The sequence below is a fragment of the Methylophilus medardicus genome, from assembly GCF_006363955.1.
Classification (GTDB): domain Bacteria; phylum Pseudomonadota; class Gammaproteobacteria; order Burkholderiales; family Methylophilaceae; genus Methylophilus; species Methylophilus medardensis.
This window is the reverse complement of record NZ_CP040948.1, coordinates 563,812-585,514: the sequence shown is the minus strand read 5'-3', so window position 1 is coordinate 585,514 and position 21,703 is coordinate 563,812. Positions and strand designations below refer to the sequence as shown.

General features: G+C 48.6%; 14 protein-coding genes. 4 read left to right on the top strand and 10 right to left on the bottom strand.

Going from position 1 to position 21,703, the window contains the following annotated elements:
- Positions 1 to 49: 49 nt before the first annotated feature.
- The 6 genes from FIT99_RS02815 to FIT99_RS02790 all read right to left on the bottom strand — a co-directional run bounded on the left by FIT99_RS02815 (position 50) and on the right by FIT99_RS02790 (position 9,731).
- Positions 50 to 2,107 (bottom strand): calcium-binding protein, encoded by a 2,058-nt coding sequence (locus FIT99_RS02815; protein WP_140002764.1) that lies wholly within the window; start codon positions 2,105 to 2,107, stop codon positions 50 to 52.
- A gap of 75 nt (positions 2,108 to 2,182) precedes the next feature.
- Positions 2,183 to 3,163 (bottom strand): hypothetical protein, encoded by a 981-nt coding sequence (locus FIT99_RS12435; protein WP_223261252.1) that lies wholly within the window; start codon positions 3,161 to 3,163, stop codon positions 2,183 to 2,185.
- 168 nt (positions 3,164 to 3,331) lie between these two features.
- Positions 3,332 to 4,312 carry a hypothetical protein gene (locus tag FIT99_RS12430; RefSeq protein WP_223261251.1) on the bottom strand — a complete coding sequence of 327 codons (981 nt, stop codon included), beginning with the start codon at positions 4,310 to 4,312 and terminating at the stop codon, positions 3,332 to 3,334.
- 187 nt (positions 4,313 to 4,499) lie between these two features.
- Positions 4,500 to 7,967 carry a TonB-dependent receptor domain-containing protein gene (locus FIT99_RS02800; RefSeq protein ID WP_189524774.1) on the bottom strand — a complete coding sequence of 1,156 codons (3,468 nt, stop codon included), beginning with the start codon at positions 7,965 to 7,967 and terminating at the stop codon, positions 4,500 to 4,502.
- A 225-nt stretch (positions 7,968 to 8,192) separates the two neighbouring features.
- Entirely contained in the window at positions 8,193 to 9,215 is a 1,023-nt protein-coding gene (locus FIT99_RS02795; protein WP_223261250.1) for a FecR family protein, read from the bottom strand.
- Positions 9,216 to 9,230: 15 nt separating this feature from the next.
- Entirely contained in the window at positions 9,231 to 9,731 is a 501-nt protein-coding gene (locus FIT99_RS02790) for an RNA polymerase sigma factor (RefSeq protein WP_140002758.1), read from the bottom strand.
- A 370-nt stretch (positions 9,732 to 10,101) separates the two neighbouring features.
- Between FIT99_RS02790 and FIT99_RS02785 the strand changes: the two genes are divergently transcribed.
- Positions 10,102 to 12,018, top strand: coding sequence for a putative bifunctional diguanylate cyclase/phosphodiesterase (locus tag FIT99_RS02785; RefSeq protein WP_140002755.1), 1,917 nt, complete (start codon positions 10,102 to 10,104; stop codon positions 12,016 to 12,018).
- 51 nt (positions 12,019 to 12,069) lie between these two features.
- On the opposite strand, the gene FIT99_RS02780 is transcribed toward FIT99_RS02785, so the two are convergent.
- From FIT99_RS02780 to FIT99_RS02770, 3 genes are all read right to left on the bottom strand, one after another.
- Positions 12,070 to 13,533, bottom strand: coding sequence for an aminotransferase-like domain-containing protein (locus FIT99_RS02780; RefSeq protein ID WP_140002752.1), 1,464 nt, complete (start codon positions 13,531 to 13,533; stop codon positions 12,070 to 12,072).
- Positions 13,534 to 13,621: 88 nt separating this feature from the next.
- Positions 13,622 to 13,960, bottom strand: a complete 339-nt coding sequence (locus FIT99_RS02775; RefSeq protein ID WP_140002749.1) for a hypothetical protein — start codon at positions 13,958 to 13,960, stop codon at positions 13,622 to 13,624.
- On the bottom strand, positions 13,950 to 16,274 hold the full coding sequence (locus FIT99_RS02770; protein WP_140002746.1) for an FdhF/YdeP family oxidoreductase: 2,325 nt from the start codon (positions 16,272 to 16,274) through the stop codon (positions 13,950 to 13,952). Before FIT99_RS02770 ends, FIT99_RS02775 begins: the two co-directional genes overlap by 11 nt.
- 1,531 nt (positions 16,275 to 17,805) lie before the next feature.
- Here FIT99_RS02770 and FIT99_RS02765 point away from each other — a divergent pair.
- The 3 genes from FIT99_RS02765 to FIT99_RS02755 all read left to right on the top strand — a co-directional run bounded on the left by FIT99_RS02765 (position 17,806) and on the right by FIT99_RS02755 (position 20,621).
- Positions 17,806 to 18,093, top strand: coding sequence for a co-chaperone GroES (locus FIT99_RS02765; RefSeq protein ID WP_029148210.1), 288 nt, complete (start codon positions 17,806 to 17,808; stop codon positions 18,091 to 18,093).
- Between the two features lie 46 nt (positions 18,094 to 18,139).
- Positions 18,140 to 19,780: a chaperonin GroEL gene (groL, locus tag FIT99_RS02760; protein ID WP_140002743.1), complete on the top strand. Its 1,641-nt coding sequence runs from the start codon at positions 18,140 to 18,142 to the stop codon at positions 19,778 to 19,780.
- Between the two features lie 214 nt (positions 19,781 to 19,994).
- On the top strand, positions 19,995 to 20,621 hold the full coding sequence (locus FIT99_RS02755) for an FKBP-type peptidyl-prolyl cis-trans isomerase (RefSeq protein ID WP_140002740.1): 627 nt from the start codon (positions 19,995 to 19,997) through the stop codon (positions 20,619 to 20,621).
- Between the two features lie 76 nt (positions 20,622 to 20,697).
- On the opposite strand, the gene FIT99_RS02750 is transcribed toward FIT99_RS02755, so the two are convergent.
- Positions 20,698 to 21,690, bottom strand: coding sequence for an NAD(P)H-dependent glycerol-3-phosphate dehydrogenase (locus FIT99_RS02750; RefSeq protein ID WP_140002737.1), 993 nt, complete (start codon positions 21,688 to 21,690; stop codon positions 20,698 to 20,700).
- Positions 21,691 to 21,703 lie beyond the last annotated feature (13 nt).

Here is a 21,703-nt window from a genome sequence, read left to right as displayed (position 1 = left end):
CAATATAAAAAAATTGGCAAGCGGGGTTAACCGCCTGCCAATATCGTGATTAGACGATTACAAAGTCAGAAGTGGACAATGTATTGACGCCCGTCAGGATAGCAATGTCTACCTTCGCACCGCTACCATTACCATCAGCGTCATAGCTGAGGGTTTTGGTCGTAGTGTTGTACACCAGGTAGTCGTTTGCGTCCTGCGCCGTGCCGGTTGAGTTCACCCGCAGCATGCTGCTGTTAAACCCAGTCAGTTGACTATACTGGTCTAAATGCAATTCCAGTTTGTCGTTGCCACGGCTGAAGTCAGTGATGGTGTCTACTCCGGTCAGGTTAAACGCCGTATTCGTGTAAGTTTGCACACTGGTAGATGAACCAGTGACAACTTCTTCATACACCTTACCAAAGACAAACGTATCCTTACCGCCACCACCTGTCAGGGTATCGTTACCGCCGTTGCCCACAAACACGTCAGCCTTGCTGGTACCAATAAAGGTCTGCTGGTTAGCATTGCCTTCAAAACGCAAGCTATTGTTGGTCACACCAGACGCATCAACGACGACATTGTTGATCGTGCCGCCGTTATTACCCAGTGTGTTGGAAAGGTCAGATACAGTGCCATTGGCTTTAAAGTAGTAGTGATCGTTCAGCAGTTGCAAGTCTGTATTTTCTACATTCAAGCGACCCACTGTGCCGCCCACTTGCACCACTTCCATCGATTGGAAATTGTCGTTGTTGAGCACAACAGTACCGTTGGCTTTGGTGTTAGCGCCAATGCCCGTGGTGATACGCAATGTATCCACACCGTCACCACCGACGATCACATCATGACTGCTGCCAGTCGCGATCCACTCTTTGTTACCGTCATCTGCTTTAGAAGTCGTGCCTTGCACACCACTACCAAAACCGCCAATGACAAAAATGTCATCGCCTTCGCCACCATCCAGGTAATCCGCACCGCCATGACCGATCAACAAGTCATTGCCGCCGTTGCCATACACCGTGTCATCACCCAAACGCATCGTTGCATAGTCCACGCCTTCGCTACCTTCAACGATTTCGTGTGCGTCACTACCTTCATTAGCGCCATCAATGCGGGTGAAACTACCTGCCACACCTTCAGATGCATCGTAGGTAACATCCACGTTGTGGTAGATGTTTGCCACTGAAAAGTCATCTACTTCAAATACTGCTTTGTCGTAGGTGACAGGAGTGGCGCCAACAATGGTAGCTGCTGGCTCAAACTCTTCCTCTTCAAACTCAAGTTCAAGCGTGACATTTTCAACATCGCCGCCAGCGACACCGTAGATGTGGGTGCCTGGATTGATTTCACCTAATGCTAAAGACTCGCCGTTTTCTTCGAGCTGTTCGGCTTCCAAAGTAATACTTACACCACTTGATAACTCGATACGCTCAATCCCAGAGAATAGAATACCCTCAAACTCACCTGACTCCGTGAATGCAAGCGTATCAACAGCGTTGTATCCGGCAATTGAAGAAGCAAATGTGCTGATTGCGGAAGACCCTGGACGAGTAACGAAATTCAAACGTACATCCGTTTCAACCTCTTCGGCAATATCATCATCTAGCTCTACAAATTCACCAGTCACTGTGTCAAAAACTAGGAAACCTGCGTCTTCGTTACCTTCTTCGGCTTCAACCTTACCAATATACCTAGCAGCGTTACCGCTATTATCAAGACCAGAAACACCTGCAGAGATCGTAATATCCGTTGCATTCTCTTCACTGCCGATTACAAAAGTATCATTACCTGTATCGCCTAACAAAAAGTCGTCTGACGTTGCAATAAAAATATTCCCATCAACTGTTTCGTTGCCGAGTGCACTTTTGCCACCCGACACAAAATCATTACCTTCGCCGCCAGTAAGAATGTCGTCTCCCTCACCTCCAAAAATGCCATCATTTCCAGCTCCGCCACTGATGATGTCGTTACCACTTCCTCCGGTTAGATTATCATCGCCGGCTCCCGCCACAATGACATCATTCCCATCACCAGCATCTATGTAATTTCCTAAGTTATTACCAACAATTAAGTCAGAACCCGCAGTGCCGACGTATTCAGTTTCAGTTGCGTTAAAAATTTTCACAGCCATTTTTTTACTCCTAAATTTAGAAGCAAGGCAATAAATTGCCTTGCTAAAGTTTAATGATCAAACATAGCCAAAGCTTTATGGAGTACCAATCGCATAACCTGTCATATCAATTGCTTTAAGAGTTGCATTTTCCTGGCCTGTTTGACGTAATCTGATAGCCCCTGCTTGCTCGGTCGGCACAGCACTGCAAGATGCCTCGACATAAGCAATTGCTGAATATGCGTTTGTCGAGCCATCATCATCCTGATATACGGCATCCATGGTGAAATCCACGTGATTACTGTTAACGACTGCGTCTTGAGTAGCACTTGTTGTTGATGCCGTTGTTGTTGCAGAAATACCAGTAGGCTCTCCCGATGTTGCTGATGTCACTGAGTTTGCTGTTGGTAAATCCAGATAGTTGGTCCCATTTAGAGCTTTGTTTGCTAGGGTGTCGTACTTCAAAGCACGATGTTGGACTGATGTGAACGTTCTACCGGCGCGATACACTGGTGACATAACAGTAATAGGGGTGAGATTGCTAGGGAAAGCATAAGCAATGTAAACATCGCTAGATCCGCTGAAACCACTGCGCACAACGTCATTCACTTCGAAGTACTGTGTGCCAGCCTCAGAGTCAGAGTCAACATTCAACATGTTAACGCGAGTTGCAATCAGGCAAGTATTTGTGGTCGGGTTACGCCAGTATTTTTCATAAACATTACCAATAGTTGACCCTCCAGACACAGGGTTAGGAATAGGACGAAGAGCACTCCCTGTTTGAGTAAACCCTGTAAAAGCACTACCAGTTCTGCTGGTTGGCGGCAAAGCTGCCTCAGTAGATGGTCCTGTAGTCCAGCATGTATTACTAGCAGTTGAAGATGGATATTGAGCAGCAACTAAAGGATGTGATCCAAAGTTACCTTTAGGTACAGATGCGGTACGCCCTGCGTTGTAACAATTTGTATATGCAGAACCCGTGAAACCGGTTGATGGGACTGTCACCCATCCTGCCTGTGCATATTGAGTAAAACTTAAAGCTCCAATAACCGCTAACTTAAGTAACGTGTTTTTCATTTCTTACTCCTTAGAGTTACAATAGGCAGGCATTTGTGGCTGCCTGCATCACCAATTCACCACAATCGTTAGTCCCTCGTGAGTTCTAATCTGGTTGAGGTTGAATTCTTTGGGTGGTCACAAGTGCTTCAATATTTTTGCTTGCTAAGCTGATTCCAAGCTCTAACACTATGGTGTACCAATCGTGTAGCCAGTAATGTCAATTGCTTTTAACGTAGCATTCTCCTGCCCTGTTTGACGGAGCCTGATTGCACCAAACTGCTCTGTTGGCAACGCATTACAAGATGCTTCAACGTACGTGATAGCTGAATAAGCACCAGAAGATCCATCTTCATTGGCATATACAGTATCTAGTGTGAAATCAATGTGATTGCTATTCACCACAGCATCTTGTTTCGCGAGTGTGGTGGAGGCTGTTGTAGAAGCAAAAATCCCAGTTGGTTCTCCGGTAATCTCAGCTGACACACTGTTTTTCGTTGGCAGATCGAGATAGTTAGTACCATTTTGAGATTTGTTGGCAAGAGTGTCATACCTTAACGCACGGTGCTGTACAGAAGTAAAGGTACGCCCTACACGGTAGATTGGAGACATAATAGAAACAGGTGTCAGGTTAGCCGGAAAGGCATAAGCAAAGTAAACATCTCCTGCACCGCTAAAACCACTGCGAACTAAATCATTTACCTTGAAGTACTGGGTTCCAACGGCGGCATCAGAGTCAACTGCGCTCATAATGACTCTAGTTGCAATTAAACATGTATTGGTTGTTGGGTTACGCCAATATTTTTCATACACATTACCAATAACCATCCCACCAGATACTGGGTTAGGGATTGCACGTGACGTACTCCCTGTTTGAGTAAATCCAGTGAATGCAGCTCCTGAACGGCTAGCTGGAGGTAAAGAAGCTTCAGTAGCCGGTGCATTTGTCCAACATGTATCAACCACACCATTGGATGGATATTGCTGTGCAACTAATGCCAGTGATCCAAAGTTACCTCTTGCCGCAGTTGATGTACGACCTGCGTTGTAACAATTGGTATATGCTGAATCCGTAAAACCAGTCGATGGCACAGTCACCCATCCGGCCTGTGCATATTGAGAGAAACCTAATGCGCTAATTACTGCTAAATTTAATATTTTTCTTTGCATTATATAAAACTCCAGATTTAACGAAATACAACTAGCAGGCACTTAAGGCTGCCTGTACCACCACCATTCACACAATCGTGATTTAGTTTCCAGCTTTTCAAGTCGAGATTGAACTCCCTAGGTGGTCGCAGGTGGTCATATTCTTTCAAAATCTGCACAAGTGCATTAGGAGCTTTTCCCAATGCAATCAATCCGGCATAAAGTGCCAATTCAAACTGAACCAGATACCTCTAGGCGCACCCGGTGCGATAAAATTAGTACTTAGCCAATCTCCGGAGTTATGGTTATATCCATCCGGCCCAATCGCACCATTGATGCTTGGAGAGAATGGGTTACGCCCTAAGCGACCTGCGCTGAAATACTCTTTATCAAAAAGATTATTAACCAGCATGGTGGCCGTCCACTCTTTGTTGAATCGGTAACTGGTCTGGAAGTTAAATGTGGCGTAACCATCCACTTTTCCTGGGTTTGTGGTTGGGGGTCGAGTTACTGTCACTTGCCCTAATAGAGGATCGGTAACATCAAATGAGCGGGCTACACCCTGCCGATGCTCATTGTTTTCATTGCCTCGCAAATAGCTGTCGGAATGGGCTACCCCAGTGACACCTAGCGTCCACCGATCGGTCACATCATAGGTCAGCGTGGCATTCAAGTTATGCAGAGGGACGCCAGGCATGGTGCTTCCGGGCTTTACGTCAATTGCCTGCCCGTAACCGTCATTTCTATCTGTAGAACTACTGTTGTCTAGGCTGATCATCCGAAATTTATCTTCGAATGTGGCGTCCGTTAACGAATAATTTAAACGAAAACCCCATCGATTTTTTTTACCAGAAACACCTGCTTCAATCCCTCTTCTGCGCGTTTTGCCAATGCTGTCAAAAAAACCTGCACCATTGCCCACAGCCACAAAATAAATATCGTCTTTTAAATCAGTCTGGAAAGCTCCCAAATTCCATTGCACCGCATCAATTCCAAATACGCTAGGTAAGTTTCCTCGAAAGCCAATGTCATAGGTCGTTGCTTGTATTTGGGGTAAAAACGGGTCACCAGATAAACTGGTGGGTAAGGTACATTGCCTGTTTTCAGCGAGGCTTTTAGGTATTAAATTACCCCCTGAAAGCGTCGGGGTTTTGTCAAACGCACAACCCAACTCAATCACACTAGGTACACGTGTTCCCTTTGCCCAATTGGCGTAAACATTTAGGCTTTCTTTCGCTTGCCAACTCACGCCTAAAGATGGATTGAATGAGTAAAAACTGAATTTCTCGGTTTCAGCCGGATCAAGGACTCTGGTTAAATTAAGCGGACGATAGCCTAATGGGATGCCAGCGCAATCCGCCATTGTGACAACGCCATCACCATTGGTATCTCCACAAACGTTATATCGATCAGGCTCTGCAATCACATCGCCTATGCTGTAGTTTAAAAAACCACTTCTGGCTGCAATTTTGTTTTTTACAAACGTTTGGTTATACCGACCTGAAGCGCTTAAATGCAGTGTCTCAACGGGCGTCCATGTCTCACTAAAGTAGACACTCTGGGTAACTTGCGTACCCTCAAAATTATTATTGGCCAGCGGAACGAATGCGCCAGCAAACTGTGGATGTGCTTGTGCAGGATCCAAATAACCATTGCGCTCGAAATCAAGAAAGCCTAAACGTTGATAGTTTGAATAATCGGCATTCGCTGAATCGATGGATGCACCCACCATGAATTTGTGTTTTTCAAGATTCCAGTTGAACTGTAAAGAGAAGCCATCTTTAACTTGGTCAATCTGGTTTTCAGTGATTAAAGCGGTCGGTGTTCCTTCAACAACCCCAGGTTGGTTGACGGCCACACCATCGACATATATTGGCTGGAAAGTATTTAAGTCAATCTCATCCAGCGGTGCAGGGTTAGCGCAATCTGCAAGATTAAGTGGCGTAAGCATCATTACATAGTTTTTAATGACCGCATTACTCGCAGGGTCTCTGGTAAAGAAATAGCTCGTGCCGTCATACGATATCCCGCCTGTATCACTAGGAGTAAAGATTGTCGAAAAGGGGACGTTATAAGTTGGTTCATTAAGACTTGGATCAATCGGACCTGTTGGATGTGGTTTAACATTGCCCCTCGTGTAAGCATTGGCCTCACTGAAGTTCTTAAACTCCTCATATGTATATTTAAATCTGGTTACTACTTCATCAGGCAGTTCAGTATTAATTAAATTGGTGTAATTGCTGATATCCAATGTGCCATTATTAAAGTCTTGGTTGAATGCGCTATTTTCGAAGTCAAAATTACCGCCACTAACTCCTGGATTGTCATAATTCACAGGCACCACAATATAGTCGGGCAAGCCATAGCGATTGGCCTGGCTACCTGGACTGTATGCATTAGCGCCACTAGTCCTGTATAAACAAGTGAATTGTTCTGAGGCAGCGGGTCTGCGCTTAGCAGTTAGATCATCCGCGTAGTCGGTCATCACATCTGTGCCTTTTTGACTACGCTTGCTATTTCGACGATGTACCTGGCCAGTGATAGTGAAAGTGTCATTAACGAAATAACTACCACTAAGCTGGAACTGGCTTAATCTATTCTTGGTTTCATCAGGACTGGTGAAAACATCATTCCTATTTTTTTCATACATTTCGCTGGGGATTAGTCCATTGCCGGTTAAATCATTGCCTACTAATAAAGTGCTGAAATTGAGGTCAATCTTTTCCCCACGGAAACTAGCTTTAGTAAACAGCTGATTTACTTTACTTGGGGAGTTCTTCCGCCAACCATCTTCTAGAAAGAAGTTACCTGCCGCAAACAAACCAATCGTGCCGTTGTTCCAACCCGCTTCAGCCTGTAATTGTTTCCTGCCAAATGAACCTGTGAGCACATCAGCATCCAGGCCAGCATTATTAAAACCATCTTTGGTTTTCATGGAGAATGCGCCACCCAAGGTATTCAGCCCAAAAATCGGGTTTGACCCAGGGAATACGTCTACGCCAGCTAATGCATTCATGGGGATCATGTCCCAGTTCACTACGTCACCAAACGGCTCGTTTACACGAATGCCATCCAAAAATACGGATAGGCCTTGAGGCGTACCAATCTGAGGTCCAGCAGTAAAACCACGATATTGAACGTCCATCTGGAATGGATTGCCTTGGTAATCATTCACTGTCACTGATTGCAGCTTGCGGTTCATTAAGTCTGTAATGCTTAACGAGTGCGCTTCTTTGATCTCTTTAGCCGAAATGCTTTGCACGTTGCCGGGAATTTCTTCCTTTGTCAGACCAAGCCCAGGCAAAGGCCCAACTTCATAAAAGCGTTTTGCGCGGACTTCTACTTTATCGAGTTGAATGTCTTTTTTGGCTTCTTTGGGCGGTTTTTGGATGACGATGTTATTACCCTCAGTTTTAGGCACGAGACCGCTCTCACCCAGTACACGTTGCAGCGCTTCTTTGCGCGTCATACGGCCTCTGACTTCGGGGGCAGTTTTGCCAGAGACAACGTCGTTGGGGAATGAGATATTCATGCCTGTGGCTTTGCCTAGGTCGTGCAGCGAGTTAGCCAGCGGTTGCGCTGGAATATCCACATTGACGGGCACACTAAAGCCTTCTTCCTGTTTGGTTGGCAGTTGGGTATTCAATGCTTCCGCCCACACTGGTTGCGTTGCCATGAAACTCAGGGCAGTCAGTGCTGTGTGTAGGCCTCTTCTTTGTATTTTCTTATGTGTGTTCACAGATTCTTCTCCTGTCCTATGACTCCTCTGTGAGCGGATGAAAACCCTGATGTCGCTAACCAATATTTACATTTAAGGCGGTGCTATTGCGGAGATTTGGCTGGGAGCCACGCCGAGTGAGGCATAAAAAAAGCGCCCGTGGGGCGCCTAGATTCGGTGGGATTAATGTTGTGCTTTAAGAAGAGTGTATTGCGCGGTGTCTTGCAGTTTAACCGGCGCGACATTGGGCAGCCCATGCAAGAACTGATCAATATCTTGAATATTAATATCGGCTGAAATGTTGCGCACCTGCTTGCCTTGGGATTGCACCGGTTTTTGACGATAGCGTGAAACGGTATCGGCAATTTCATTGGTATCCGCCCGATCAAACACCAGCCGCCCTTTAAGAAATGCAAAAGCATCCGACGCTGGGCGGTTGACCAACACCATGGCATGGTTCGCATACACTTCAAGCACCTGGCCATTGGTGATCTCGCGCGCTATGCTGGGCGGATTTTCAGGCAGTGTTGTCGCGGCCTCACCGTTGGCGTCAACCTTGGCCTCCACTCTGACCAGCCCATGATCCACACTTACACGCACCAATTGCTGCAAGCGGTTCACGGCAAAACGCGTGCCCAACACAGTGACTTTGGCGGTATCGGTTTCAACCACAAACGGACGCTCGGGATCTTTGGTCACCTCAAAAATGGCTTCACCTTCTTTGAGCAGCACATGGCGCTGGTGGCGATAATAGGTGATTTCCATATCACTCTTGGCGCTCAGGGTCACCTTGCTGCCATCATCTAAGGTTCTAGTCACGATTTGACCAACCGGGTTTTGGGCGGCCAGTTGCATCACAGGGGCGGCTTGCCAGACTTGATATTGCTGGTGCGAAAAAAAGCCGGCTAGGCCGATAAAACAGACCACCATCAAGTGCGCCAGACGGCGTTGTTTGGCTTTGCGGCGGGTCTCGCTGGTTAAAAACGTATGCTGCTCGGCTGCCTGCGCAAGACTAGATAATCCCTCGGTTGAATCGAGCTGGCGCATGGCACGGGCGATGCTGTCGTATTCGGCACCATGGCGCGGGTCATCGGCCAGCCATTGCTCAAACGCATGGCGTTCGTTTGTCCGCTGCTTGTTAGCGTGCTCACGCATCCGCAAATACCAGCGGGCTGCGATCTCACTCAGGGTGAGCGGTTTAGCCATGGGCGACAAAAGGCATTAATGCATCGCCTGTTGAAAGGCGCGGATATCCAACATGGCGCGAATCAAGTGTTTTTCAACCATGTTGGTGCTGATATTTAGCTGCTCGGCAATCTCACGCTGCTTCATTTCATCGACGTGAAAAAGCCAAAATACTTGCCGACATTTTTCAGGCAATGCATCCACCACGCGCTGCAAATATTGCAGCTTTTGCCGCGTTTCATAGAGTTGTTCGGGCGAGCACTCAAGAATCAGTGCCGCTTCATCAATCTGATCCTCTTCCACAAAACGGGTGCGGTGGCGAAACTCATCCACCATCAGATGATTCACGATGCCATTCAAATACGCTTGTGGCGACGCTTCACGCGCAGGATGATTTGACACTGCAAAGAACACCAATGCGTCGTGCAAAATATCTTTAGCCCGCTGCACGCAAGCGGTACGACGACCAATGCGACGCAAGACGTCGCTGTACGCCCAGGTTAAATCAATGCCGCACCAAGCCAGTGTCTCGCTCATATGTCACCACCCTACTTTGAATAGTCTGATGATTTGCAAAACACATGCCATGACTGCGCTTTTTGATAAGAGATTGATTCTCAATTAAAAAAATGTATCGGGTGCGCGCAAACGGCTTCGCCGTCGGCTTATTTGAACCGTTTTTTAGAAAAATGGCTGCAATAAACCAGCCAATATAATTGAAATAAAAGTAAAATTGACGTAGCAGTGAACCGCAGCAAAAGCACGCAAGCAACGCTTTGTTGCCAGCGCTTGGTTGCAGGCCATTGGCAAAATTGGCAAGCTTTAAGGGCTGTGTTTACCGAATCAAACCTGTTTAGACACGCTTACTATTGGGTCAGTATTTAGATAATAATTATTCAAAAAAGCAATGCCATTTTTTAAAACGACCAGCCCTGAAGTGCTCCGAGCGCGCTACAACAGCCTGCTTGAGGATGTGCCCGTCGCGTTATTCACCGCCATCAGTGCGATCAGTATCCAAATGGTTGTGTTGCATGCCCAGGTGCATTGGTCATTGTCAATCGCAACGCCCTTGATCAGGATTCTGGTCGGTTGTTGTTTGTTGTTTTATTGGTTCTCGCACCGCGACGAACAACCCAGCATCGAAAACATCCGCAAACGACTCGAGATCGCCTCTATCGTTTTTATTGTGGCGGGATTTTTTACTTTTTGGCGTAGCGTTTATTTATTCCCCCTCACTGACACCTTCGGTCATTACTTCCTCATCTTTTTCAACGCGCTGTACGGTTTCTGTTTCGCCTTCATGTTAAGCAAGCTGGGCCCTGCCGCTTATGCCTTCAATCTGATGATGATTTCGTCGGCAATCGCGTGCATCTATCGCGGCGACTTTGAACATGCGCACCTGATGACCTTGCTGATTTTGGTGTTTGAGGTGGGCATGCTGATCACCATGCGTGGCAGCACCACCATGTTTGATAAATGGGTAAACGCTAACCATGCCTCGCAGGCACTGTCAAAAGACAATCAGCGTTTGGCCAATCAGGATGTGCTGACACATCTGCCCAACCGGCGGCAGTTTTTTGTGCAGGTCGACCAGCAGCTGATGCTGGCAAAACAAACGGACGCATGCTTTGCTGTGGGTATTTTAGACCTCGACAACTTTAAGCCAGTCAATGATGTGCACGGCCATCATATTGGCGATGTAGTGTTAATTGAGGTTGGTAAGCGGCTGGCGCAAGTCAGACCGAATCAAGTGTGCTTTTATCGACTCGGGGGCGATGAGTTTGCTTTTCATTTGCTCACAGATGCAGACCACGGCCTGCTCAAGCAAGTTGCACATGATATCAACCAAGCCATTTCGCAGCCGATTAGCGTGGATGGTCTGTTGATTAAGGTCAAGGCCTCGATGGGCGCTTGTATTGCCTGCGACGATCTGGTCACGGCACAACAATTATATGAGCATGCCGACTTTGCGTTGTATCACGTAAAACGCACTGGCCGCGGCAACCTCGAAATTTACTCTGACACCCTAGAGCAAGCGCGCATGCAACTGAATCATATTGATCAGGCCTTGCGCACGGCCGATATCGAAGCTGAGCTTTATCCCGTTTTTCAACCGATTATCGACCTTAAAACGGGTGAAGTATCTGCCTTTGAAAGTCTGGCGCGCTGGCAAAGCCCCACCATCGGCGCGGTGTCGCCAGCCATGTTTATTCCAGTGGCCGAAAGTTTGGGCATGATTGCCGACATCACCAAGCTGCTGTTTCGCAGCTCAATGGCGGAGATGGCCCACTGGCCAGCCACGATACGCCTATCATTCAATTTGTCTGCCTATGATGTGATCAATCAGGGCGTGATTCATGCATTGATTGAGATGATGTTAAGCAGCCAACTGGCGCCGGATCGATTTGTGTTTGAAATCACAGAAACCGCCTTATTGCAGGACTTTGAAACCGCTAGAGAAAATATTAGCCTACTGCGCCGTGCTGGCGCCAAAGTGGCGCTGGATGATTTTGGTACTGGATATTCAAGCCTCAGCCACGTGCAAAGCTTGCCGTTGGATAAACTGAAAATTGACCGCAGCTTTGTAAAAGATATTGAGACCAATACCACCAGCCAAACCATCGTGCGCTCAATTCTGACGCTTTGCCAAGGCATGCATATGGAGTGTGTGGCAGAAGGCGCCGAGACCGAGAGTCAGGTTGCATTTTTACGTGCCATGGGTTGCCAGTTAGTGCAAGGCTATTACTTTGCCAAACCGATGCCTAAAGAACGTATTCAGCCGTATTTGGCCGAGGCGAATAACCACTTGACTATGCAAGCTTGATGCCGCGCTACCATTTACTTTTCTAAAACATAAGGCCAGCCGCGGCAAGCGTTAATCGGCAGATGGTTCGTTTAGCCGGCCAACCTGCTTGGGCTTTTCTGAACGCAACAACGCGCACGCCAGGGCCCCCACCTCACGCACGGCTTGTTCAATCGCCAGTGTCCACAAATGACTAAAATTGAGACGAATATAATGCGTATGCTCTTTTGTTCGTGAAAAAATAGTGCCCGGCGCGACGGTAATGCCGTTATCAATGGCTGCGCGGTATAACTGCAATGCATCCAAGGCTGGGGGCAGTTTGACCCAAATCACATATCCGCCTTGGGGCTCAGAAAACTCTGTCCCCACCGGAAAGCTTTGTTCAAGCACATTGCGTATTAATATGTAATTAGAGCGCAAGGTATGGCGCAACTGTTTAAGATGCTGCTCGTAGCTATCGCGTTGCATAAACTTGGCAATGGCAATTTGCGGCGCCGAGGCCAATGACAAACTACTCAAAAACATCAGCCGCTCGACCTCCCCTCGATAACGCCCAGCGCTAGTCCAGCCCACCCGATAGCCGGGGGCCAGCGACTTAGAAAAAGACGCGCAATGCAACACCATGCCGCTGTAGTCATAGGCTTTGGCTGGCAAAGGCGCCTGCTCGCTAAAATACAGCTCGCTGTAAACATCATCCTCAATCAACGGAATCTGCTGTTCGGCCAAAAACGCCACCAACGCTTGTTTTTTAGTTGGGGGCATGACAAAACCCAGCGGGTTTTGAAAGTTGGTGGTCAAAATCACCGCTGCGATGCGCACATTGGCGCACACGGCGCGCAGGGCATCGAGCGCGATACCAGATGTCGGATCAGTACGTACCTCAACCACCTTCATCCCCAGCCGCTCGACAGTATGCGCCAAAGCATAATAACCGGGCGACTCCATCGCAATCGCATCCCCAGGCTTTGCCACCGCTTGCAGGCACAGTGTGATCGCCTCGGTTGCACCGTGTGTGATGACAATATCGTCGGGCGAGGCATGCATGCCCAGCGCGAGATAGCGGCGTGCAATTTGTTGGCGCAACATTTCATTGCCAGGCGGCAAGTCACTCAACACGCCCCACTCACCACCATCATCGGTGAGGGCTTTTTCATACTGATGAATGCGTTTGAGGGGAAACAATTGCGGATCAGGAAACGGCGAGCCCAAAGGCACGGTACCAAATTCGCGGATCGATTTTAGGGTGGTGAGCACCAGCTTACTCGCATCCACCTCAGACAAATTGAGGTCTTTTGCCAAAGGCGAGCCTTGCTTTTGCTGCAAGCGTTTGCGTGGGGTGACGTAATAACCGGATTGTGGATGGCTGCTGATGACGCCCTCTTGCTCTAACAGCAAATAACTGCGCAACACGGTGCTTATACTCAGCCCGTATTGTTGGCTGGCCTGCCTGACCGAGAACACCTTCTCCCCAGGTCGCAACACGCCTTCATCGATCATTGCGCGAATGCGGGCGGCAAACGAGACATAAAGCTTCATGGTGGGCTGGCGGAAGGGTTAATTGAGGGAATAACAACGATTATACGCTAGCGCCGAGATTCGAGGCGGACGGTGGAGCGCGCCGTGCTTACGCCGTTTGCAAAGCCTGCGCGACGTCTTGTCCGGCGGCAGTTAATGTCGCTACCAAACGCGCCTTTTGCGTAAACACCTCGACCAGCGTTTGCTCGCTGAGTGCGGTCATCAAACGCTGCAAGGTGCTCATGCGGATGCCCAAACGCTTGCAGAGCACCGCCAACGAAACCTGTGCCCGGCCCGCCTTGTGTTCAGCGTGCAGCAACTCAAGGATACCCAACATCAATACGGTGCTTTGATCCAACGGCACATAGTCCGCCAGAAAGCCTGCCTCTACATCCGCCTCATGCTGCAAACCTGCATTTGCAGACACATCATCATACTCACGCAGCATGGACGACCTCTGGTGCGTTGGTTTTCTCCAGAATCACGGGAATCGATTTTGAGGTCGGGGTGCGTGAATCATCCGCGATGCTTTCGAGTGGCACCAAGTTATTGGTCTCAGGATAGTAACCACTCAAACAACCCGGCGGGATGTCATAAGCAACCACTAAAAACTGATTCGCACGGCGAGAAATGCCATCTGGCCAAACACTGACCAAATTCACCCAGTCACCGGCCTGCAAATGCATGCGCGCGATGTCTTGTGGGTTCATAAAAACCACGCGACGCTGGCCGAACACCCCGCGATAACGGTCATCCATGCCATAAATGGTAGTGTTATATTGATCGTGCGAACGGGTTGTCATCAGCACAAACAACCGGTCGCCATATTGCTCGCGGGCTTGATGAATCGGCGAGTGTTGCGGAATCGCCTGCACGCTAAACTCCGCTTTGCCCGATGGCGTATTCCAAATACGCTCGCTCGAAGGCACCGGCAGACGGAAGCCACCCGGGGTTTTAATGCGTTGGTTGTAATCTTTAAACGCCACCGGCATGGTGCGCTCAATCATGTCACGAATCTTGCTGTAATCTTTGATGAATTCCAGCCAAGGTGTTTTGCTGTTTTTAAGTGTGGCGTGCGCCAAGCGCGCCACAATCGCCGGTTCGGACAACAAATGCGGTGAAGCGGGCTTATTCATGCCATAAGAGATATGCACCATGCTCATCGAATCCTCAACGGTCACGCCTTGCGGGCCCGACGCTTGCGTATCAATCTCGGTGCGGCCGAGGCACGGTAAAATCAAGGCCTGTTTGCCATGCACCAAATGACTGCGGTTCAGCTTGGTGGTCACATGGGCGGTTAAATCGCAATTGCGCATGCCCGCCCAGGTGCGGTCGGTATCTGGCGTCGCAATCGAAAAGTTGCCGCCCAAACCAAAAAACACTTTGGCCTGGCCATCAATCATGGCCTGAATCGCTCCGACGGCATCGTAGCCTGGGGTTCTGGGCACCTTGATATCAAAGACGCGCTCTAGACTCTCTAAAAACTCTACTGGCATTTTTTCATAAATGCCGACGGTGCGATTACCCTGCACATTGCTGTGACCGCGCACCGGGCACAGGCCTGCGCCCTCTTTGCCAATATTGCCGCGCAACAACATCAGGTTCACCAATGTTTTAATGGTCGCCACGCCATGTTTGTGTTGCGTCAGCCCCATGCCCCAGGTCGAAATCACGCGATCACCGGTCGCATAAATGCGCGCAATCTCTTCAATCTGCGCCAAAGGCACCCCAGATTCAGCCACAATCACATCCCAGCTTTCTTGGCGCGCATCTTCAGCAATCGACTCAAAATGGCGGGTATGCTCTGTAATAAAATCAACATCCACCACACGTTCGGTGCCATGCTTCTGCGCCTCGTCATCCCACTGAATAACGAACTTGATCATGCCTTTAATCAAAGCCAGATCACCGCCCAACGTCGGCTGGATAAACAAGTCACTGATCTTGCTGCCTTTAAAAGACAACATATCAAACGGGCTTTGCGGATCGGCAAAGCGCTCTAATCCGCGCTCTTTTAATGGGTTGATCGCGACAATGCGTGCGCCACGTTTCGCCGCCTCACGCAGCTCCCCTAACATCCTTGGATGGTTGGTCGCTGGGTTCTGGCCAAAAATCAAAATGGTGTCGGCATGCTCGAAATCATGCAAAGTCACCGAGCCCTTGCCAATGCCTACCGTAGCCGGTAACGCAATACTGGTCGATTCATGGCAAAGGTTAGAACAATCTGGAAAATTATTGGTACCAAATTCACGGACAAATAATTGATACAGAAAAGCCGCTTCATTCCCAGCTCGGCCAGAAGTGTAAAACACCGCTTGATCCGGGTGATCCAAGCCATTCAAATGCACAGAGATCAGCGCAAATGCATCATCCCACTCAATCGCCTCATACTTATCTGTTGCCGGGTTATAGCGCATCGGATGCGTCAACCGGCCCTCATTTTCGAGCGAAAAATCGCTCCAGCCCATCAACTCAGTCACCGTGTGCTTCGCAAAAAATTCAGGCGGCACACGCTTGGCCGTGGCCTCAGCCGCCACCGCCTTTACACCGTTTTCACAAAACTCAAACGTTGAGGTATGTTCCTTGTCTGGCCAAGCACAACCCGGGCAATCAAAGCCATCCGGCTGATTCTGGGCGAGCAGCGTCATTACCCCCTTCACCGGGATTTTTTGCAGCGCCAGCTGCGCAGCAACCTGCTTCAACGCACCCCAACCAGCGGCAGGGTGATGATACGGTTTGATAACGGCTTTTTGTTGCGACATAGTTCCTACTGATTGGAAGATGATGGACTGGCTTAACGCACGCCAGCTTGTGAATACGCAATAACCACGAATCGCATCGTAGACCACTTAACCCCATGAAACCAGATACAGAAATGCTGAATTTTTAGAGTACAGTTGTGCCGAAAACCAGCACAGACTCCAGCAAACATGCGGTTAGTCTGATCATCAGCAATTGAGATCGCGTATCCCTCAAGCTTCATTTCGTCATCGGCAGACAATACTTGAGGGCATGCAAATAAAAACAACACACTGTCAACCGCGATGGCACGCGACATCGAACGATAAGTGCTTAGCTAGGCAATCACTATTTCAAGTTGCCTCCGTGTACAAGGCTCTATGGAAAGTTTGAGCCTTTGGTCTACAATCAGCAAAAACGGTCATGCGCTATTTCTATATTAGTCGCTGACTAAAGAGACACACCACCCATAAAACCAAGAAGGGGCTATGAATACAGCCATGCGTATCAAATCTTCAATTTTTATTTTAGAGACCGATGGGGCTCTATATTTTCTGTTAACTGTTGATGCTGGTTGAAGTAGTTTTAAACCTATTGGCAATAACTATCTTGTGGCTTAATTTAAAGGCGAGCTTGTCGATTTGGAATGACACTTTATCCGCGACAAAACAGCGATTTTTACAATTACTTTTGGTCTGGCTCATTCCACTCTTGGGGGCACTAATAGTTATAGGTTTTCATCGGCCTTATGAAAAACCAGCAGGGAGATATCACGATGAACAACCGCCACCCGATGATTTCATGGGGCGAACTATTGGTAGCCAAGGAATGAACGAGGGAATTAACGATGATTAAAACACCGAACCCATCAGTCAAGCGGGACTGGCGAAAATGCGCTTTAAATAGTCCATTATGAATAACGTGGGCTGAGCTAACATTGTCGCCAGCCCTTTACTTCAACCATTAGGATCGCTGCAGTGCATATAATAAATATATCCAAAGGGGACGTATTTGCTGAGCCAATGGAGTTCGTAATTCAACTACTCGTGCGTGGGTGTGGTAAGTTTTTAGCTCAAAGCTTTCCATCCGAGCCCATGGAACGCTGGTTGCTATCAGACTGGCTAGTAGTCCTTATCCCTTTAGCAATATTGTTCTTAATTGTTTGGTCAATCTATTCCCGTAACAAAAGATCAATGAAAACAAATGCTGACTAATTATCAACATTCCCCTTATCCCATCATCCAAGCGGGACGCTTATCGATGCACCATAATTCAAACCTTCAACAAATTGATGGTTTGTTATTTTCAGATTTAATCGTTAATGAATGACTTGATTTTATACAAATGACACCCTCGTGTTGAATTGCAAAAATCTCAAGTTGAATGACAAACGACAAAAAGCGACAAAACCATAAAAAATTTGCGTGTTTGCTCTTGAAATCAAAAAACCCCACCCCCAATTAGCAATCAAGGTGCGCGAGTGCTAAAATGCGTACCGCTATTAAATGTAATTCAACCTCATAACAGTTTTAAGAAAAAGCCAAGGAGACATTCATGAGTATTCGTCCATTGCACGATCGAGTGATCGTAAAACGCGCCGCAGAAGAGCGCACAACCGCTTCAGGGATTGTGATTCCTGACAGTGCGACCGAGAAACCAGACCAAGGCGTGGTGCAGGCTATTGGTAATGGTAAAAAAGATGACAACGGTAAAGCGATTCCATTGGACGTGAAAGTCGGCGACAAAGTGTTGTTCGGCAAGTATTCCGGCCAAACAGTGAAGGTCAACGGCGAAGAGCTGTTGGTCATGCGTGAAGAAGACATCATGGCGATTGTTGAGTAATTGACTCACGATCAACCTTATCTGATATTCAATTAGGAGATTTTAAATGGCAGCTAAAGACGTAAGATTTGGTGATGACGTTCGCCAAAAAATGGTAAATGGTGTCAATGTATTGGCCAACGCAGTGCGCGTAACTTTGGGCCCTAAAGGCCGTAATGTGGTGTTGGAGCGTTCATTTGGTGCGCCAACCATCACTAAGGATGGTGTTTCTGTCGCTAAAGAGATCGAATTGAAAGATAAATTCGAAAACATGGGCGCACAGATGGTGAAAGAAGTAGCCTCAAAAACCAACGATATCGCTGGTGACGGCACAACAACCGCGACAGTATTGGCGCAAGCGATTATTCGCGAGGGCATGAAGTCTGTGGCTGCGGGTATGAACCCAATGGATCTGAAACGCGGCATCGACAAAGCAGTTGAAGCAGCTGTAGCGGATCTGGCTGCACAATCTAAGCCCTGTACAACCAGCAAAGAAATCGCGCAAGTCGGTGCGATCTCTGCTAACTCTGACACTTCTGTAGGCCAAATCATTGCTGATGCGATGGACAAAGTAGGCAAAGAAGGTGTGATTACGGTTGAAGACGGTTCAGGCTTGACCAACGAGCTGGACGTGGTTGAAGGCATGCAGTTTGACCGTGGTTATTTGTCACCTTACTTCATCAACAATCCAGAGCGCCAAATCGCGTTGCTGGATAACCCGTTTGTGTTGTTATACGACAAAAAAATCTCCAACATCCGTGATTTGTTGCCAACACTGGAGCAAGTTGCAAAAGCCGGTCGCCCATTGTTGATCATTGCTGAAGACGTAGATGGCGAAGCGTTGGCAACATTGGTTGTAAACAACATTCGTGGCATCTTGAAAACCACTGCTGTGAAAGCGCCTGGTTTTGGTGATCGTCGTAAAGCCATGTTGGAAGACATCGCTATTTTGACCGGCGGTACTGTGATTTCAGAAGAAGTCGGCCTGAAACTGGAAAGTGTACAACTGCACGATCTGGGTCAAGCAAAACGCATTGAAGTGGGTAAAGAAAACACCATCATTATTGATGGCGCTGGTAACGAAGATGCGATCAAGGCACGTATCGGCCAGATCAAAACACAAATCGAAGAAGCTTCTAGCGACTATGACCGTGAAAAACTGCAAGAGCGCGTGGCCAAGCTGGCTGGCGGTGTTGCTGTGATCAAGGTTGGCGCGACCACTGAAATCGAAATGAAAGAGAAAAAAGCCCGCGTGGAAGATGCGTTACACGCAACACGTGCAGCGGTTGAAGAAGGTATCGTGGCTGGCGGCGGCGTGGCACTGATTCGTGCTCGTGACGCAATTGCTAAAGTGAAAGGTGACAACCTGGATCAAGATGCTGGTATCAAAATTGTGTTGCGCGCGGTTGAAGAGCCATTGCGTCAAATCACACAAAACGCTGGCGTTGAGCCATCAGTGGTTGTGAACAATGTAGCGGCTGGTAAAGGCAACTACGGTTACAACGCTGCCAACGAAACCTATGGCGACATGGTTGAAATGGGCGTATTGGATCCAACCAAAGTAACACGTTCTGCGCTGCAAAATGCGGCGTCTGTGGCTGGCTTGATGCTGACTACTGACTGCATGGTTGCTGAACTGCCTAAAGAAGACGCACCAGCAATGGGCGGCGATATGGGCGGTATGGGTGGCATGGGCGGTATGATGTAATTTCAATCTTCACCGCATCGGTGTTGGGTGGAGGTGTGGACAATGTCTCTCCGCCAAGCTTCACCTTTGTAATGAAGTTGAAATGTACTGACAAAGTACCTCAAAAACAAAACCCGCTTTGGCGGGTTTTGTTTTATCCACCAGTCTCCGTCATAATAACGGGTTCAAACTTACGTCCGGCTGGACGTCTATTTCAATCAAGAAAGATCACACCATGGCAAATCCATTAGATTCACTCACTCAACGTTTAAGCTATATCGTGGGTGAAAACCTGGCGCACCAACTGAAAAACGACGGTCTGGAGATCGACACCGATGCGCTCGTCCTGGCTGTTAACGATGTCGTGGCTGGCAATTCATCGCGCTTGAGCGATGCAGACAAGCGCAGTGCTGTTGAGCAAGTGCAAAAAGAAAGCCAAGAAAAACAACGCGCGGCACAGTCTGCGCAGTCAGCACAAAACCAAGCCGCAGGCGCTGCCTATCTAGCAGACAATGCTAAAAAAGAAGGCGTCACTACAACGGCGAGTGGCTTGCAATACAAACAACTGGTGGCTGGCGATGGTGCGAAACCAACAACCAAAGACCGCGTGAAGGTACACTATCATGGCACGTTGATTGATGGCACCGTGTTCGATAGCTCTTATGAACGCGGTGAGCCGATTGTGTTCCCAGTGACCGGCGTGATTGCAGGTTGGGTAGAGGGTTTGCAATTGATGAACGTTGGCAGCAAATTTGAGCTGACAATTCCATCCAACTTAGCTTACGGGGCGAGCGGTAGCGGCCCAGTGATTGGCCCAGATGCCACCTTGGTATTTGCGGTTGAGTTATTAGCCATCGAATAATTCTGATGCCATAAATAGTAGCCCCATAAAAAAACCAGACTGATGCGTCTGGTTTTTTTTGCAACGCAATAAAGCATTAAACGGATTCTTGGCGCTGACCACGACCCAACAATGCGCTCACAGCGGCTTGCGCCGATTTCTGATTAGTCAGCAATTGATTCACCTCGAAAGTAATCGGCATTTCTACCCCGATCGTTTCGGCACGGCGCATCACTTCTCGCGCGGTGTTTACCCCTTCAGCCACATGTCCCAAGCCCGCCAAGATACTTTCGAGTGACTTTCCAGACGCCAGTTGCAAACCCACTTCACGGTTGCGCGAATATTGCCCGGTACAGGTTAAAATCAAGTCACCCGCCCCTGCCAGGCCCATAAAGGTTTCAGCTTTGGCGCCCAAGGCCATGCCAAAACGCGTGATTTCTGCCAGGCCACGGGTAATCATCGCCGCACGCGCATTGTTACCAAAACCCATACCATCTGATATACCCGCTGCGATGGCCATGACGTTTTTCACCGCGCCACCCACCGAAGCACCCACCACATCGACACTGTCGTACACACGCAAACACCCACCGTGCACCAGCTGTGCGGCTTGCTGGGCAAGTGCGCGATGATTGGCTGCGAGGGTGATCGCCGTGGGTAAACCGCGTACTAATTCCGCCGCAAAGCTCGGGCCGCTCAACACGCCCCAAGGATAGTCTGCGCCTAATTCATCTTGGGCAACCTCAAACGGCAATTTAGCGGTTTGTGGCTCCAAGCCCTTGTTCGCCCAGATCAGGGGTTGCTGAATCCCTAACGCTTTCAATTGTTGCAGAATCGGCCTGAAGCCCGCGGTCGGCACCACCGATAAAATCAGGTCAGCCCCCGCGACTGCCGTCGGCAAGTCGTCTTCTACCGTCAGCCGTTGCGGAAAAGTAAAGTCACCCAGATAGAGTGGATTGGCGCGCGCTTTGCGCATGCCAGAAACGTGCCCGCTATTGCGCGCCCACAACACCACATCGTGCTGCAGCGCGATGTGCATGGCAAGCGCCGTGCCCCAGGCACCGGCTCCAAGAACTGCGACCTTACTCATGGTGGGTATCCAG

Coding starts and splice junctions, on each gene's coding strand:
- FIT99_RS02795 (WP_223261250.1), bottom strand. CDS start 9,215: ATGGCTAAACCGCTCACCCTGAGTGAGATCGCAGCCCGCTGGTATTTG.
- FIT99_RS02765 (WP_029148210.1), top strand. CDS start 17,806: ATGAGTATTCGTCCATTGCACGATCGAGTGATCGTAAAACGCGCCGCA.
- groL (WP_140002743.1), top strand. CDS start 18,140: ATGGCAGCTAAAGACGTAAGATTTGGTGATGACGTTCGCCAAAAAATG.
- FIT99_RS02750 (WP_140002737.1), bottom strand. CDS start 21,690: ATGAGTAAGGTCGCAGTTCTTGGAGCCGGTGCCTGGGGCACGGCGCTT.
- FIT99_RS12435 (WP_223261252.1), bottom strand. CDS start 3,163: ATGAAAAACACGTTACTTAAGTTAGCGGTTATTGGAGCTTTAAGTTTT.
- FIT99_RS02775 (WP_140002749.1), bottom strand. CDS start 13,960: ATGCTGCGTGAGTATGATGATGTGTCTGCAAATGCAGGTTTGCAGCAT.
- FIT99_RS02770 (WP_140002746.1), bottom strand. CDS start 16,274: ATGTCGCAACAAAAAGCCGTTATCAAACCGTATCATCACCCTGCCGCT.
- FIT99_RS02815 (WP_140002764.1), bottom strand. CDS start 2,107: ATGGCTGTGAAAATTTTTAACGCAACTGAAACTGAATACGTCGGCACT.
- FIT99_RS02785 (WP_140002755.1), top strand. CDS start 10,102: ATGCCATTTTTTAAAACGACCAGCCCTGAAGTGCTCCGAGCGCGCTAC.
- FIT99_RS02780 (WP_140002752.1), bottom strand. CDS start 13,533: ATGAAGCTTTATGTCTCGTTTGCCGCCCGCATTCGCGCAATGATCGAT.
- FIT99_RS02800 (WP_189524774.1), bottom strand. CDS start 7,967: ATGGCAACGCAACCAGTGTGGGCGGAAGCATTGAATACCCAACTGCCA.
- FIT99_RS12430 (WP_223261251.1), bottom strand. CDS start 4,312: ATGCAAAGAAAAATATTAAATTTAGCAGTAATTAGCGCATTAGGTTTC.
- FIT99_RS02790 (WP_140002758.1), bottom strand. CDS start 9,731: ATGAGCGAGACACTGGCTTGGTGCGGCATTGATTTAACCTGGGCGTAC.
- FIT99_RS02755 (WP_140002740.1), top strand. CDS start 19,995: ATGGCAAATCCATTAGATTCACTCACTCAACGTTTAAGCTATATCGTG.